A 13,805-nucleotide genomic window follows, 5' to 3' on the forward strand; every position below is an offset into this window, starting at 1 on the left:
GAGGACTCATGGTTTATCAACAACTTATAAACCACTAATTAACAGTTAATGATCAAATGCTTGCTAGCTGTAGTATTCCGGAACCCACTGTTTGTGAATCTCCACCATCTGCTCCCTTACGATGGTTGAAAGTTCTACGGCGCTCTTCTGCTCGACAACCTCGGTGGGAATAGGCGGAAGCACCGTAATGGTGAACGTTTGTCTTCGTTTCGCAACAAACGCATCGCGAGGTAGTGCTTCGCTTGTTCCGTGCACTACCACCGGTAATATGGGCACCCTTGCCTCGCGAGCAACCAGAAAGGCACCCTCCTTAAATCGGTTCATTTTGCCATTTCTACTCCTTGTACCCTCGGGAAAGATCAAAATTGAATTTCCATCACCAAGAGAAGCCACACACTTTTCTACCATATGTCGTGCGCTGATGGCATTGCCACGCGAAATTCCTATATGCCTATTGATCCACAAATTCCAGCCAACTACAGGGACCTTGAATACTTCTGCCTTCGACACCCACTTAAAGGGTAGAGGAAGCCGATACATCAGCGGAATATCGAGCGAAGACTGGTGATTTACCACAACAACGTAACGTTGTCCCTTAACGATATTCTCGCGTCCATGCATACGAACCTTCCAGAAGGGGTTACCATAAATATAGAGCAACGCCCAACAGCTCGAAAATCGATGCAGCACATAAAGCCGTTTGTCGAAGGCGACCGTAAGCAGCCATACGGGCACCATTATACCGAAGAAAAGCACCGAGGATGTTATAGCCACCAACACCCACACCAGAGCCATATTAATTTTACCAAGCATGGAGACAAGAATAAGTTTGCAAGTTTACAATTTTTTGAAATGAATCCGTTACCACCAAGACAAATCCTACAGAACAAACTAAGTCACTTTTTTTGCAAACAGTTCTAATTTAGCTATTTTTGCCAATCTACCACCTGAAAATTATTTACCATGCGAGCATTAACCGTTTTATTTTTTGCATTCTGCAGTCTTGTTTTGAGCCCCTCTCTGGTAAATGCACAAGACAATGAGGTTCCGGACACTATCATAATGCTTACCGGGAAAAAACTTCTTGTAAATGTTTCTGGACTTACTTCTACTGATGTAAAGTATTTTGTGACTGGAGTTGCCAAGCAACAAACGGTAAAGAGAAAATCGGTGCAGATGATTCACTATCACACTGGTCGTCAAGAGGTGCTCAACAAACCACTGTTCACCATGATCAGTGCTAGCGATTACAGAAGTGTAATTATTACCGACAAGCCGGAAGAGGTCGATGGCCTATTCCCTCGTGGCAAGGTGGAATCGCGCTCGCCTAAGAGCGTGCGTAGCGCTAAGGACGCACAAAAGAATGCCGAAATTCGGCTCAAAAAGAAGGCGGCCAACCTTGGAGGTGTCATGATTCTGCTTACCAAAAAGGAGTTCAAGGGTGGATATGGTGAGGTGCCTATCTGCATTATGGAAGGAGTCGCCTACGGCACAGAGCCGGCGACGGAACAATCAAAAGAATCCGCTCCAAAATAAAAGCAAAAGCCACAGCAAATTGCCGTGGCTTTTTTGTTGTCACCAACAATGACTAAAAAAGACCGGGGACAAACTCTTCCACGGCAATACTTGAGAAATACTCACTAAAGGGAATAGCCTTAAGTCGATCCGTAACCTTGTCAACATCGTGAGGACAGCCGGTTAGCAGTGCCTCTACCTCCGTAATATCACGTTTATTGAAGAAGTCTCCGTAAATCTTTATCTCCTTAATGCTTCCCCGCTCTACGTTTAAGTGAAACTCCACATGTCCGCCACTGGTTTTAATACCCCGCTCAAGTTGATAATGAGGCGAGTAGCCAAAATTCCAATCCCACGTCGAGTATTTAGTATCGGTAAGCGAATTTATGGCAGTGAGATCCGCTTGGGAGTAGTCATAATCTACGGCGTCGCCATACATCTCCTGAATGTGGTTCATAATAAGGTCGCGAAACTGGAGCACATCCATCGACGTGGATAGGTGATCCGAAATATTGGTGACCCTTGACCGAACACTTTTCACCGCCTTGTCCTGATATTTGAGCGGGTTCACCTTTAGAGCATCGCTCAAGTCTGTCATCTTCGAGGAGAAAAGCAGCGTACCATGGTGGAGCACACGCCTTTTATACACATGCTCAGCATTGCCTGAAAACTTTTTTCCCTCAATGGTGAGATCGTTTCTCCCTTCGAACTTGGCATCTATCCCAAGAGTAAGTAACACATCGAGAATAGGCTTGGTAAATTTTTGAAAATCAACCAAATTGCCATCTTCGCCATTAACAATGAAGGTAAAGTTGAGATTTCCCAAATCGTGGAATACGGCACCGCCTCCCGATAGCCTACGAACAACCTTGATGCTATTATCTTTAATGAAGTCGAGGTTGATTTCGGCCAGCGTATTTTGGTGTTTTCCAACAATTACAGAAGGCTCATCTCTCCAAAGCATAAATATATCGTCGGAGAAATTTTTCAGAAGATACTCCTCTGCCGCAAGGTTAAAGTAAGGATTGGTATTGGGATGTTTAATACAAAGCATACCTATTTTGAATTAGCAGTTATAGAGCCACTAACAACGGTAGGATAGAAAAGCTCAACTATGTTGGACAAGTCTCGTAGCAGGGAAGTTTTCTCATGACAGTGTAAACCGAAAGTCCAATCAACGAGCCTACAATGGCACCACCAAGTATATCGCCAGGAAAGTGAAGCCCCATGTATATGCGGGTGTAGGACACTACCAAAGCCCAGCATAGGATTGCAATGGTGTACCAACGAGTTCGAAAAACCAACAGGCTGAACATGGCAAAGGAAAAGGTATTGGCGGCATGCGATGATACAAAGCCATACATTCCACCGCGCTGATCTCTCACTAAATGAATCAGCTGCTCCAAACCAAGGGTATGGGTTGGGCGCAAACGCTCAAAGACATTCTTAAAAAGGTGAACGGAAATTTGGTCGGACAGGGTTACGGTTAATATTGTCATCACCAGAATGATCCAACCCGTACGCCCAAACTTTTTAAAGAAAAAGTATACCACCACTGCATAGAGAGGAACGGAGGTAAACTTGTATGAAATCCAAAACATCACCCAGTCAAAGAAGGGAGAGTGGAGACCATTAAGAAACAGCAGCAGCTGTTTATCCAGATTTATAAGATAGTCAAGCATGGCTTACGAATTAAGTTCTTTCCAAAGAAGGTCTTTTAACTCCTTGATGCCGGTATTTGTAATTGAACTAATAAACATGTGGGGGATACCCGGCAGGTCTTTTGCAATTTCACTCTTGAGCTCCTCATCTAGCAAGTCGCTCTTCGATATGGCAAGCACACGTCGCTTATCGAGCAGCTCAGGGTTAAACATCTTTAACTCGTTGAGCAGCACCTCGTATTCCTGCTTTATGTCCTTGCTATCGCTTGGAATAAGGAAAAGCAGCATGGAATTTCGCTCAATGTGACGCAGGAAGCGAAGGCCTAACCCCTTCCCCTCGTGTGCTCCCTCAATAATTCCTGGAATATCAGCAATTACGAACGATTTAAAGTCGCGATACTCCACAATGCCCAGGTTCGGCTCTAATGTGGTAAATGCGTAGTCGGCAATCTTAGGCTTGGCGGAAGTAATAACCGAAAGCAGCGTCGATTTACCTGCGTTGGGAAAACCTACAAGTCCCACATCGGCCAATATTTTCAACTCGAGAATCACCCAGCCTTCACTGCCCTCTTCACCGGGCTGTGCAAAGCGAGGAGTTTGGTTTGTGGCTGATCTAAAATTCCAGTTTCCGAGACCGCCTCTACCACCTGGTCGTAAAACGACTTGTTCGCCATCGGAAGTTATTTCGCAAAGCACCTCACCTGTTTCTGCATCGCGGGCCACAGTACCCAGCGGCACTTCAATCATCCTATCCGCACCATCGGCACCTGTACTTCTACCACTGCTGCCCGATACTCCATCTTCTGCAAACACGTGCCTACGGTACTTAAGGTGAATCAGGGTCCACAGCTGCGCATTACCCTTCATTATAATATGGCCACCACGGCCACCATCACCTCCATCGGGCCCACCTTGCGCCACGAACTTCTCACGGTGTAGGTGGGTAGAACCCTGCCCCCCATTACCCGAACGACAGAATATCTTTACGTAATCAACAAAGTTAGACGATGACATTGTATGCGGTATATTTTGTGTGTTGCAACCCGTCCTCAAGGTAACATCCAAGAGAGCTAGGGTAGGAATATCGAAAAAAACCCGACCTACTTCTTTTTTGCAAACGACTCTACTCCAGAAACAATTCGATCGAAAATATCATCAATTGTTCCCATTCCATCAATGGCCAAATATTTATTTTGAGCCCTATAGTAATCAATTACAATGGCAGTTTGCCGATTGTAAACCTGAATTCTATTCTCAATAATCGACATGTTTCTATCGTCGCTACGGTCGTCCAACTTGCTCCTTGCCACTAGCCTATTCATGAGCTCCTTGTAGTCCACTTCCAACGACATCATCATTACAATGGCCGTCCCCTTTGCTTCAAGCATCTTGTCCAGCTCTCGTGCCTGAACGGTGGTTCGTGGAAAGCCATCGAAAACAATGCCGCTAAACTCATGGTGCACGTCAAGCAGATTTTCGATAAGCCCAATAACCATATCGTCGGGTACTAGCTCGCCCCTGTCGATATACTTTTTAGCCTCCTGACCAAGGGAGTTTCCCTCCTTAATGGCTTCGCGGAGCAACTCTCCGGTGGATACGTGCTTCAGATTGTATTTCGCAATCAACCGTTCCGACTGGGTTCCCTTGCCAGCCCCAGGAGGGCCAAACAAAACAATGTTAAGCATATAATCTTTAGGTATTGGGGTTGCCGAAAAATACTACCGGCTTACCAGGGTGTACACATCTTTTAAGTTTCTCCCCAGCTCATCGTAGTCGAGCCCATAGCCAACCACAAAGTCGTTGGGGATTTTCTTACCAATATAGTCAATCTTGATTGCCTTCTTATAGCTTTCAGGCTTAAAGAAGAAGGTTGCAACACAAATCCTTTCGGGCTCGTGCTTCTGAATAAGATCGTATAGTTTTTCGAGCGTAATGCCTGTATCCACAATATCTTCCACCACAACCACACACTTCCCCTTAAGCGAGGTTGTAAGGCCAACAAGCTCCTTTACCATACCGGTAGTAACAGTACCTTGATAAGAGGAAAGTTTCACGAACGAAACCTCGCAGGTAAAATCGATACACTTTACCAAATCGGCAGTAAACATGAACGACCCATTGAGCACACTCAGGAAAACAACATTATCCTTGCCCCCAAGGTCAGCAATAATATTGTCCGCAACGTGCCTTACCATTTGCTGGATCTCCTCGTGGGGGATTGCCAACTCAAATTCCTTATCGTGAAGTTTCACACGTTTCATGATGCGTGCATTTTTGTCAATTACCTACCAAATAAAAAATAAATTCTTGTCCGGAACTTAAAGATTATCATGACAAAATGCTGCAATTCAAACTATTACAGCCATATTCTACACGAAGAACTCAGTCCCGGAGCAAAAAATTACTACCTTGCGAAAGTATGAATATTTGCAGAAACAAACCTCATCAATTGTGAAATTCCTGACGAATTGCACGAGTGAATATACAAATTGGGGATGGATTTTCGCCAAGGAGTCCACCCTATCGGGCAAGCCAGCTATACAAAACAACCAACATACCCATTCCACGTCCACTGAAATCTGGTCGCCTTTAGCACATCACACTTCACCCAATAATATTTTAGGAAGGTCGTTAAAAAAATGGTGGACGGCCCCACGCTTGATGCAATCATCAATAACCGAAATGTTACAACTTGTTAAACTAAACATACCCACATGAATCCACAAGTAAGTATTATTATGGGCAGCACCTCCGATATGCCCTTAATGGAAGAGGCAGCTAAGCTGCTGAACGAGCTGCAAATCCCGTTCGAAATCAATGCCCTTTCGGCCCACCGTGTCCCGGAGTTGGTGATGGAATTTGGTAAAAATGCCCACAAGCGCGGGGTTAAGGTGGTTATTGCCGGTGCCGGGGGTGCCGCCCATCTACCAGGAGTTATTGCTGCTTTCACACCGCTCCCGGTGATTGGCGTGCCAATCAAATCGTCGAACTCCATCGACGGTTGGGACTCCATCCTCTCCATTCTGCAGATGCCCGCCGGAATCCCTGTAGCAACGGTAGCTTTGGACGGTGCACGGAATGCAGGAATACTTGCTGCTCAAATAATTGCAACTGGAAATCCTGAACTATTAGAAAAAATCCTTACTTTTAAGCAAGAGTTGGCAAAGAAAATTAAGAAGGCCAACGAAGAGTTGGCCACCATTAAGTTTGAATATAAAACAAACTGATGAACCACACGAAGACAAAAGAGCTGCTGCGCTCCCCATTAAGGGCAGGAAGCTTTTTTGTCTTTATCTTTCTCTTATCCATTCTAACCATTGGTGCATCAGCACAGGATGAATCCACCCCTACAGATGCTGCGGCGCAAGGCAAGGGTGGAGTAGCCACCACAACCGTCTCCCCCTGGAGCATCTTCTCCAACCAAGGAGCGCTTGGCTTTTACGACCACAAGGCGGTTTCGCTCCATCAGGAAAATCGGTTTTTGGTAAAGGAACTTAACGTGAGCGCCATTGCAGCTACCCTGCCCGTTAAGCCTGGAACCATTGCGCTATGTGTCTCCCGATTGGGATACAGCTTATACAACGAAAGCCAACTCATGCTCGCCATTGGTAAGCGGCTATGGCCATCGTTCTCGGTTGGCATTGGCCTGAATGCCCATTACCTTAAGCTGGCAGAAGGCTATGGCCACAGCAGCGCATATACCGTGGAGGCAGGCGTTCTCTACTCACCAATAAAAAACCTTTCGGTAGGGCTTCATCTCTTTAACCCCACAGCCGAAACAATGGGAGAGAATCCGTGCAAAAAGTTGGCGAGCGGCATCTCGGCAGGAATAGGCTACACGGCTGCACCGGGTGCCATTCTCGCAATTGAGGTTACCGAGCAGGAAAATATTGAAACGCAATTCCATGCAGGTATTGAAGCAACGGTTATTGACCAGCTGGTGCTGCGAGCCGGATACGCCTCCAACCCCGATTTGCTCTCCTTTGGGCTGGGATATACCTACAAACCGCTAAAGGTCGATTTAGCTCTCACAACCAACAATCCGTTGGGCCTATCCAGCTTTCTCACGGTAGCGTACCTCTTTAACTAGGCTGCCATGAAACAACTTTTCATCGTGCTTGCCATAGCCATTACCTCACCATTTCCAGCTAGGAGCCAAGTGGGTAGTGATTCCACAAGATATTCTCACATCCTCATAGAAACCTTGCTGGAGGAGCTGGCCGAAAAGGAAGATATGAGCGAAGAGGCCTTGGAGGATGTCTCCAACAATCTTCTAAACCTAATTGACAACCCAATAAACATTAACGATACTACCCCGGGAAACCTAGCCCAGCTGCCACTCTCCGATTTACAGATAGGTAGTATCGTGGATTATATCAGAAACCACGGGCAGCTGGCCAGCCAATACGAGCTACCGTTGATTCCAGGCATAGACCAAGCCCTTGCTGAAAATTTGATACCCTTTATCACCGTGGGTCCGGTTGTAAAAGCCTCTTCAAGTAAAAAAACTCGGAATAGATTGCTAATGCGCTACAGGAGGGTGCTGGAGCAGCAATATGGCTACCTCCCCCAATCGAAAGGTGGGCCTGTAAACGGCTACCTTGGCTCGCCAGATGGGCTCCTCGTGAAGGGACGAATGCAGCTTCCCCATCGAATAACACTTGGCTTTACCGCGGAGAAAGATCCAGGTGAGGATTTTCTTAGGGGGAGTAACCCCAACGGCTTCGACTTCTATTCGGGATACATCGCAGCAACCGAACTGGGAGTGTTGAAGCAGCTGGTAGTGGGTGACTTTTCCGCTAACTTTGGACAGGGACTCACCCTTTGGACAGGCTACCCCCTTGGAAAGGCAAGTTTGCTCATCGATCCAGGGAAACAAGGACGAACCATTTCACCCTACTCCTCCACCGACGAGAATCGTTTTTTCAGGGGTGTGGCAACCACGGCCGCTTGGGGTGAAGTAACAATAACGGGCTTTGCTTCCCACAAAAACATGGATGGGAACCTCGAGACCGACACCACTGGATTCAGCAGCTACCTCGCCACCGGCAGCCATGCCACCACCAGCGAAATGGCCAACAAGCACACCATTTCTGAGAACGCCATGGGTTTAAACTTTTCACTGAGCCACAGCTGGCTTAAAGTTGGGGTTTCGGGGTTTGGTGCAAAAACTAACAAGCCGTTCATTCCCTCCACTGCCCCACAGGATATGCTCGAACCTGACCCAACAGAAATTCTTCGCATTGGCACACACTTTTTGGCCATAACCCACAAGGCTGAGTTCTTTGGCGAAGTGGCCACCGATCAATACCGCTCCACTGCTATGGTGGCCGGAGGCATTTGGCAAGCCGCCCCTGCACTTACCGCCTATATTGTTGGACGAAATTATGGCAAACGCTACCTCTCACGCATGACCGCAGGGTTTGGCGAGGGTAGCCAAACTAGTGCCGAACAAGGAATTTGCATCGGTCTGGAGACCAGCCCCTATCCCAAATGGCGACTGCGAAGCTACGCCGACTTCTTCTCCTTCACCTGGCTAAGGTATAGAGTGTCGGCCCCGTCATCAGGTAATGAAGTTTTTACTGAGGCTACATTCCGCTCCGACTCAGGGTTTGCGCTTCAGCTGCTTTTTATCCGTGAGACAAAGCCATACAACATCGACGTAAACCAAAACACCCAGCTTGAGCAGAACACCAAAACAAGGGCTCGGGTGCAAATCACCTTTTCTCCCTCAAAAACGGTGACGCTTCGCACAAGGCTGGAGCATGTTTGGTATGACAAGGAACTATCGACCAACGAAAAGGGAGTGGTGCTGCTTCAGGATTTAACTTGGTACACAGGCAATAGAAAACTATCGCTGAGCGCAAGGGCAGCCTACTTCAACACCGATGGATGGGACTCACGGCTATACGCCTACGAGAACGACGTACTCTACTCCTTTTCTGTTCCAGCCTACTACCTCTCCGGAGCGCGATTCTACCTGCTTGTCACCGGCAAGCTCACCCAAAATCTTACGCTTTGGTTACGCTGGTCGCAAATCCGTTTTGCCCAAAAAAACGAGGTCGGTTCGGGTCTTACTGCGATAAACGGAAATGCAAAAAACGAGGTCAAAGCCCAATTCCTACTGAGGTTTTAGCCCATTTTACCAATTTGACCAACTGCCAATTAGCTAACAGTAAACGTTTGTATACGGCATCTTCTTGCACTACTTTTATAAGTAGAGATGCTAGTTATGCTAAACGTTGCCTACGATTTCGACCCCGTTACGTCGCTCTTTGTCCATAAAATGACAGAAGCGGAGCCGTTCAATGAGGTAAACTATATCCTAACCGTTTCGGAATTTCTCGAGATTCTAGAATACAAAAAGCCCACCCTAATTCTAATCCACACCTCTCAAAAAGAGATGCTTCCGATGAACAAGCTATCGGGATGGTTGGAGCAACAGGTGTTACCACAAATAGCACGGCTTGGCATTAGGAAAATGGCCATTGTTTCCGACGCTTACCCAAAAGGAATAGTAAAAAGGAGAACCTACCACCACTTCCCTTGGCTCACCATTGGCACATTCAAATCGGAGTCCACTGCCAAGCAGTGGCTGCTAAAGGGAACGACATAGCAGTTTCTAATTCCTAGTTTCTGGTTGGGCTTCGCCCAGCTGTCCGGCCACTTGACGGTTTCGCTCGAGCGATTCGTTGTTTGTGCGGGCCCGCGAAGACCAACAATCTCCAAGGAGGTGTAATTGCTTGCTGACATAGATTTTCCAGTCTTCTAAAATCAACCTAATAAAACAGCCTCCTATACTCTTCCTGTCTAAATCGCCTGGTTATGCGAAATAATGCAACGAGGACCATGGCTAAAAAAACAGCATACGATGCATACTTTACCCTTAGCATGAAGTTCATGTATTTGGTCATGCTATCAAATTCGGGTGTGGAGGCAACCGGTTCTATTTGATTAAGCATTTGGGTAGAACTGACAATAAAAAAGAGAATCAAGGCTAATCCAACTAGAATTAAAAGCCAACATACCACTAGGAATACTTTTCGTGCCCAATTCTTATACCTTAGCAGGCCTATGGAGCTAATTAAAATACCGGTTGAAACTAAAATGGTTATTGCAAGGCTGGCGTATAACATTACCTGAACATTGGCCATGCTATGTGCCACCTCAAGATTATCTTCAGGGTTAAAATTCTTAAGTACAGGATTATTTGCAAACAATACCATTTCTATGACTCCCCAAACAGAAAAGTAGATTAACATCCCTGAAATAATGGCTCCAAGACTCCCAATGGTAGCTATGAATGCCTTTCTTTTAATAAACAAGTCATCGATGATATCCAATCCATTATTTGTCATACAAATTGGTTTTAAAAACTTCAAATAACATGCATCAGTTAATTGAACCGAGCAACAGTTTGTGCAGCCATTCATCTGCTGGCGTGTATCTCCTCATCCATGCCCACCAGGAAGTTGCTATTGTAAATATAGTAAATGTGCAATACCCCGCCTAACTTTTTTGTCGACACCAGTGTGGTTTAATAATTTATTGCCTTTGTAGTATTTAATTGGTGAAGGCTTCTACTGGCTCGCAATTTTCTCAATGCAATCTCCTTTTATATTGCTTGAGATGAACGGCATTTTATGGGGGTTATCTCCGCCTCTCCACACCACAGTTTTTCCTACTCTAACTAAAAAATGGTCAATGGGCATCGCCGAGATTTTACTCCCAACGCTTTCTATATTTACAACATAACTTTTACCAATGTTGATTTGCTCATATTCTGATTTACTACAAACGGTATCCTTGCTGGAGATAATTGTCAATGTATCATTGTTGCTCAAATCAACTCCACTAATAACAAAGCCATCCTCGTAATCAGTAATAGAGTATATTTTGATGAGTTTGCTAGTTGGCTGAGAAGAACAGTGCATATGGACTATGCACAAAAGAATGATTAACCCCAATATTTTCTTCATATCGTCAGTGTTGATTTTAATTTTGCTAATCAAGTCTTCCCATCACAATATTGCAGTGTTTAAATACTTCAAACTAAACTCACCAAATTTCATGAATGGCTGAACTGCGCTGCTGCTTTAATTTCAAACCGAGCCTGTTATGAAGATAAAAAAAGCCCTGAAGTTCAGGGCTTTTAATTTTTATTGATCACTTAGCTTTCTATCTGTTAATATTGGGTAGCTCCAGACCATAACCCTTCTTTCTATCTTCTGCCTTAAGCAGGAAGGCAAACAGCAGGGAGAGTATGCTCAGCGAGGTAAAAATTACCAAATCGAAGAAGTAATCGTACCGAAGGTTCAACTTTGTCTTCTCTATGATAGGATAGATTGCTTCTGAGGTTTTAATCTCAATATCCTTGTAAAACAGGGTCTTGTTTTCCTCCTTATTAATACCCGATAGCGCACTTGCGGTGCTTGCTGCAATGCTACTTTTTAGGCTTCCCATGTCAACCGATGAGGTTGGAACTGCCTCGTATATGGTATTCTGTACCAGCGAGTCGATGGTTCGGCTGCTGGCCTTTTCGGCGAGCTGCGTAATTTCCTTACCGGTAAGACCGTAAGCCTTATCGGATAGCACCTGCTGGTAGCCATTCGCAACGGCATCCTTTATAACCAGCTTGTTGGGGGTTACCTCCGGATTGGTTGCATTGAGCACTACGCCCAGCAGCAACGGAATGGCCCACAGGCCAATATTCTGAATCCAGAAAATTACTGCATAGGCTGTACCCAGCTGCCTTTCGGGAATAATCTTGGGAACGGAGGGCCACATGGCGGCCGGAACCAACGAAAAACCTATTCCAAGGATGATTACCATGGCCGCTGCCAGCCACCAGGCGTTTAGGAAAGGAATTGCCAGTATGCCATGCACAAAAATTAAGATGATGGATCCCATAATCATGATGGTGGCACCCTTCCCTTTGGTGTCGTAAAATGTCCCAAACAGAGGCGTGAGGAAGATGGTGCCAAACGGAAGCAGGGCGGGGATGGCACCTGCCAGGTTGGGGTTGACGTGGTACTTGTTGATCATCAAGTCGGTTGCGTAGAACAAAAACGGGAACACGGCCGAGTAGAACAGCACGCAGAGGATGGCGATATACCAGAAGCCCTTGTTCTTTATGATGAAGAGAATGTCCTTCATCTCAAAGGCCTCCTCAACCTCGTTGCCATTGCTGCTTTGGGCGATGGAGGCATCCAGCCTCTTATCCATAACCATGTAGATGATGAAGGCGGCCAGCGCAATAAGCATGAGGACAAAAGCCAACAGAACAGGAGATGTGAAGGAGTAGGTTGTTGCCAGCGGCAAGGCAATGCCAAGCGCAACTGCAGTTCCCAAACGGGCAATGGACATCTGTAGGCCCATAGCCAACGCCATCTCCTTGCCCTTAAACCACTTTACAACGGCCTTCGATACGGTAATTCCTCCTGCCTCTGACCCTACGCCAAAGATTCCAAATCCGATAGCGGAGATTACCACCTGCGTTTTTACTCCAAAAATCATGGCGCCATCGGGAAACACGTGTATCAGCGCCCAGTAGTTAAGCCCTGTTCCCACTACCATTAACACAGTGGACATGATGCCGGTAAAGCGGATCCCCATTTTATCGAGGATAATGCCGCTAAAGATTAGCATGAACAGGAATACGTTAAACCAGGTGTAGGAGGAGGTATATATCCCAAAATCGGAGCTGTTCCAACCCAAAATGCTCTCCAGCATCGGCTTAACCGGCGAAAGGGCATAGTTAAAGTAGTATGAACCAAACATTGATAGCGATACTATTATCAGCGCGGTCCATCTCGCCTTTTTCGAGTCGCGTAAAGTAGTTATCAGTTTTTCCATATAGGTTTTAGTGGTTAAAAAAAATTTGGCATAAATGTAGAAAACAATTTGAAAGAAAAACTTTTTAGTGGACTAAAGTTTCACACATGTTAATACGTTGAATTACAGCATCTAATATAACCACATAGTCGCCGAATATTAATTATTTCCAGCGCTTAATAGCTAAGTTACAAGCAAACTTAATTTGTGGCATGTAGCGCCGCTAATGAAGGGCTAAAAAACTTTCTATGGGCAATACCGCATATTTTCGCCTACGGGTCGGGGAGCAGCTCACCGACTCACTTTTTTGGCCCGAGCGGCTCCCTTTCCTGTTCGTGCGCTACCTTTTGTGGGGAATTATCCTAAAAAGGGGAGAGGATCGGCTCCCTTTTGGTTTTCTTGGGCTATCCTTTTTCCTCGCAGGGCTGGCTATTTTACTCCTAAGCCTACCATTTCGCGAGGAGATGCTCCTTCGTAGCGAAAGCGCTTTCGTGCAGAGGTAGGCTTGCCTCGCAATTTGGGAGGCCACTTTGGGTCGCGTGTTAGGTTATCCTCCCTTTTTGTGAGGTCTCCTTCCCTTTTAATGAGGCTATCCTCCCTTGCTGCTAGGGCTACGAGGCAAAAAGGGAGGTCTACCGCCCTTCAAGAGGGACGAACCGAGGTAAAAGGGAGCCCATTCAGGGAATAAGAGGGAACGACCTCGGTAAAAGAGAGCCTCTTCTGGATAAAAGGGAGAACGCTGCGCTGCGGGGTGAGGATTTGATTTGGTCTACAATAGTCAGGGGGTGACTTGTT

The 13,805-nt window shown here is 46.1% G+C and carries 15 protein-coding genes; 6 read left to right on the top strand and 9 right to left on the bottom strand.

Going from position 1 to position 13,805, the window contains the following annotated elements; all coding sequences use genetic code 11:
• Nucleotides 1-63: 63 nt before the first annotated feature.
• The gene (locus VMW01_01720; protein ID HUW04953.1) at nucleotides 64-813 is read right to left on the bottom strand and encodes a lysophospholipid acyltransferase family protein; all 750 of its coding nucleotides are present in this window, start codon (nucleotides 811-813) and stop codon (nucleotides 64-66) included.
• 150 nt (nucleotides 814-963) lie between these two features.
• Between VMW01_01720 and VMW01_01725 the strand changes: the two genes are divergently transcribed.
• Nucleotides 964-1,536, top strand: a complete 573-nt coding sequence (locus tag VMW01_01725) for a hypothetical protein (GenBank protein HUW04954.1) — start codon at nucleotides 964-966, stop codon at nucleotides 1,534-1,536.
• A gap of 52 nt (nucleotides 1,537-1,588) precedes the next feature.
• Here VMW01_01725 and VMW01_01730 read toward each other — a convergent pair whose 3' ends face one another.
• The 5 genes from VMW01_01730 to hpt all read right to left on the bottom strand — a co-directional run bounded on the left by VMW01_01730 (nucleotide 1,589) and on the right by hpt (nucleotide 5,437).
• Nucleotides 1,589-2,569, bottom strand: a complete 981-nt coding sequence (locus tag VMW01_01730) for a lipoate--protein ligase (protein HUW04955.1) — start codon at nucleotides 2,567-2,569, stop codon at nucleotides 1,589-1,591.
• 58 nt (nucleotides 2,570-2,627) lie between these two features.
• A complete protein-coding gene (locus VMW01_01735) occupies nucleotides 2,628-3,197 on the bottom strand; it encodes a phosphatase PAP2 family protein (GenBank protein ID HUW04956.1) in 570 nt (189 codons plus the stop codon).
• Nucleotides 3,198-3,200: 3 nt separating this feature from the next.
• The gene (gene obgE, locus VMW01_01740; protein HUW04957.1) at nucleotides 3,201-4,190 is read right to left on the bottom strand and encodes a GTPase ObgE; all 990 of its coding nucleotides are present in this window, start codon (nucleotides 4,188-4,190) and stop codon (nucleotides 3,201-3,203) included.
• Between the two features lie 86 nt (nucleotides 4,191-4,276).
• Nucleotides 4,277-4,861 (bottom strand): adenylate kinase, encoded by a 585-nt coding sequence (locus tag VMW01_01745; GenBank protein HUW04958.1) that lies wholly within the window; start codon nucleotides 4,859-4,861, stop codon nucleotides 4,277-4,279.
• Nucleotides 4,862-4,894: 33 nt separating this feature from the next.
• Nucleotides 4,895-5,437, bottom strand: a complete 543-nt coding sequence (gene hpt, locus VMW01_01750; GenBank protein HUW04959.1) for a hypoxanthine phosphoribosyltransferase — start codon at nucleotides 5,435-5,437, stop codon at nucleotides 4,895-4,897.
• Nucleotides 5,438-5,890: 453 nt separating this feature from the next.
• Here hpt and purE point away from each other — a divergent pair, with 453 nt between their 5' ends.
• From purE to VMW01_01770, 4 genes are all read left to right on the top strand, one after another.
• Nucleotides 5,891-6,403: a 5-(carboxyamino)imidazole ribonucleotide mutase gene (gene purE / locus VMW01_01755; GenBank protein ID HUW04960.1), complete on the top strand. Its 513-nt coding sequence runs from the start codon at nucleotides 5,891-5,893 to the stop codon at nucleotides 6,401-6,403.
• Nucleotides 6,403-7,266 (top strand): hypothetical protein, encoded by an 864-nt coding sequence (locus tag VMW01_01760; protein HUW04961.1) that lies wholly within the window; start codon nucleotides 6,403-6,405, stop codon nucleotides 7,264-7,266. Before purE ends, VMW01_01760 begins: the two co-directional genes overlap by 1 nt.
• A 6-nt stretch (nucleotides 7,267-7,272) precedes the next feature.
• A complete protein-coding gene (locus VMW01_01765) occupies nucleotides 7,273-9,312 on the top strand; it encodes a hypothetical protein (GenBank protein HUW04962.1) in 2,040 nt (679 codons plus the stop codon).
• 96 nt (nucleotides 9,313-9,408) lie between these two features.
• Nucleotides 9,409-9,792 (top strand): hypothetical protein, encoded by a 384-nt coding sequence (locus VMW01_01770; GenBank protein HUW04963.1) that lies wholly within the window; start codon nucleotides 9,409-9,411, stop codon nucleotides 9,790-9,792.
• Nucleotides 9,793-9,955: 163 nt separating this feature from the next.
• Here the strand turns inward: VMW01_01770 and VMW01_01775 are convergent, their stop codons facing one another.
• The 3 genes from VMW01_01775 to VMW01_01785 all read right to left on the bottom strand — a co-directional run bounded on the left by VMW01_01775 (nucleotide 9,956) and on the right by VMW01_01785 (nucleotide 13,031).
• Nucleotides 9,956-10,534 carry a hypothetical protein gene (locus tag VMW01_01775; GenBank protein HUW04964.1) on the bottom strand — a complete coding sequence of 193 codons (579 nt, stop codon included), beginning with the start codon at nucleotides 10,532-10,534 and terminating at the stop codon, nucleotides 9,956-9,958.
• Nucleotides 10,535-10,756: 222 nt separating this feature from the next.
• On the bottom strand, nucleotides 10,757-11,155 hold the full coding sequence (locus VMW01_01780) for a hypothetical protein (GenBank protein ID HUW04965.1): 399 nt from the start codon (nucleotides 11,153-11,155) through the stop codon (nucleotides 10,757-10,759).
• A gap of 199 nt (nucleotides 11,156-11,354) precedes the next feature.
• Complete coding sequence (locus VMW01_01785) at nucleotides 11,355-13,031, bottom strand: MFS transporter (GenBank protein HUW04966.1); 1,677 nt, start codon at nucleotides 13,029-13,031, stop codon at nucleotides 11,355-11,357.
• A gap of 227 nt (nucleotides 13,032-13,258) precedes the next feature.
• Between VMW01_01785 and VMW01_01790 the strand changes: the two genes are divergently transcribed.
• Nucleotides 13,259-13,513 carry a hypothetical protein gene (locus VMW01_01790; protein HUW04967.1) on the top strand — a complete coding sequence of 85 codons (255 nt, stop codon included), beginning with the start codon at nucleotides 13,259-13,261 and terminating at the stop codon, nucleotides 13,511-13,513.
• Nucleotides 13,514-13,805: the final 292 nt, after the last annotated feature.

The organism is Williamwhitmania sp. (assembly GCA_035529935.1).
In the GTDB taxonomy this organism is placed as follows: Bacteria; Bacteroidota; Bacteroidia; order Bacteroidales; family Williamwhitmaniaceae; genus Williamwhitmania.

Coding starts and splice junctions, on each gene's coding strand:
- VMW01_01780 (HUW04965.1), bottom strand. CDS start 11,155: ATGAAGAAAATATTGGGGTTAATCATTCTTTTGTGCATAGTCCATATG.
- VMW01_01720 (HUW04953.1), bottom strand. CDS start 813: ATGCTTGGTAAAATTAATATGGCTCTGGTGTGGGTGTTGGTGGCTATA.
- VMW01_01735 (HUW04956.1), bottom strand. CDS start 3,197: ATGCTTGACTATCTTATAAATCTGGATAAACAGCTGCTGCTGTTTCTT.
- obgE (HUW04957.1), bottom strand. CDS start 4,190: ATGTCATCGTCTAACTTTGTTGATTACGTAAAGATATTCTGTCGTTCG.
- VMW01_01760 (HUW04961.1), top strand. CDS start 6,403: ATGAACCACACGAAGACAAAAGAGCTGCTGCGCTCCCCATTAAGGGCA.
- VMW01_01775 (HUW04964.1), bottom strand. CDS start 10,534: ATGACAAATAATGGATTGGATATCATCGATGACTTGTTTATTAAAAGA.
- VMW01_01725 (HUW04954.1), top strand. CDS start 964: ATGCGAGCATTAACCGTTTTATTTTTTGCATTCTGCAGTCTTGTTTTG.
- VMW01_01730 (HUW04955.1), bottom strand. CDS start 2,569: ATGCTTTGTATTAAACATCCCAATACCAATCCTTACTTTAACCTTGCG.
- VMW01_01785 (HUW04966.1), bottom strand. CDS start 13,031: ATGGAAAAACTGATAACTACTTTACGCGACTCGAAAAAGGCGAGATGG.
- VMW01_01770 (HUW04963.1), top strand. CDS start 9,409: ATGCTAAACGTTGCCTACGATTTCGACCCCGTTACGTCGCTCTTTGTC.
- purE (HUW04960.1), top strand. CDS start 5,891: ATGAATCCACAAGTAAGTATTATTATGGGCAGCACCTCCGATATGCCC.
- VMW01_01765 (HUW04962.1), top strand. CDS start 7,273: ATGAAACAACTTTTCATCGTGCTTGCCATAGCCATTACCTCACCATTT.
- hpt (HUW04959.1), bottom strand. CDS start 5,437: ATGAAACGTGTGAAACTTCACGATAAGGAATTTGAGTTGGCAATCCCC.
- VMW01_01790 (HUW04967.1), top strand. CDS start 13,259: ATGGGCAATACCGCATATTTTCGCCTACGGGTCGGGGAGCAGCTCACC.
- VMW01_01745 (HUW04958.1), bottom strand. CDS start 4,861: ATGCTTAACATTGTTTTGTTTGGCCCTCCTGGGGCTGGCAAGGGAACC.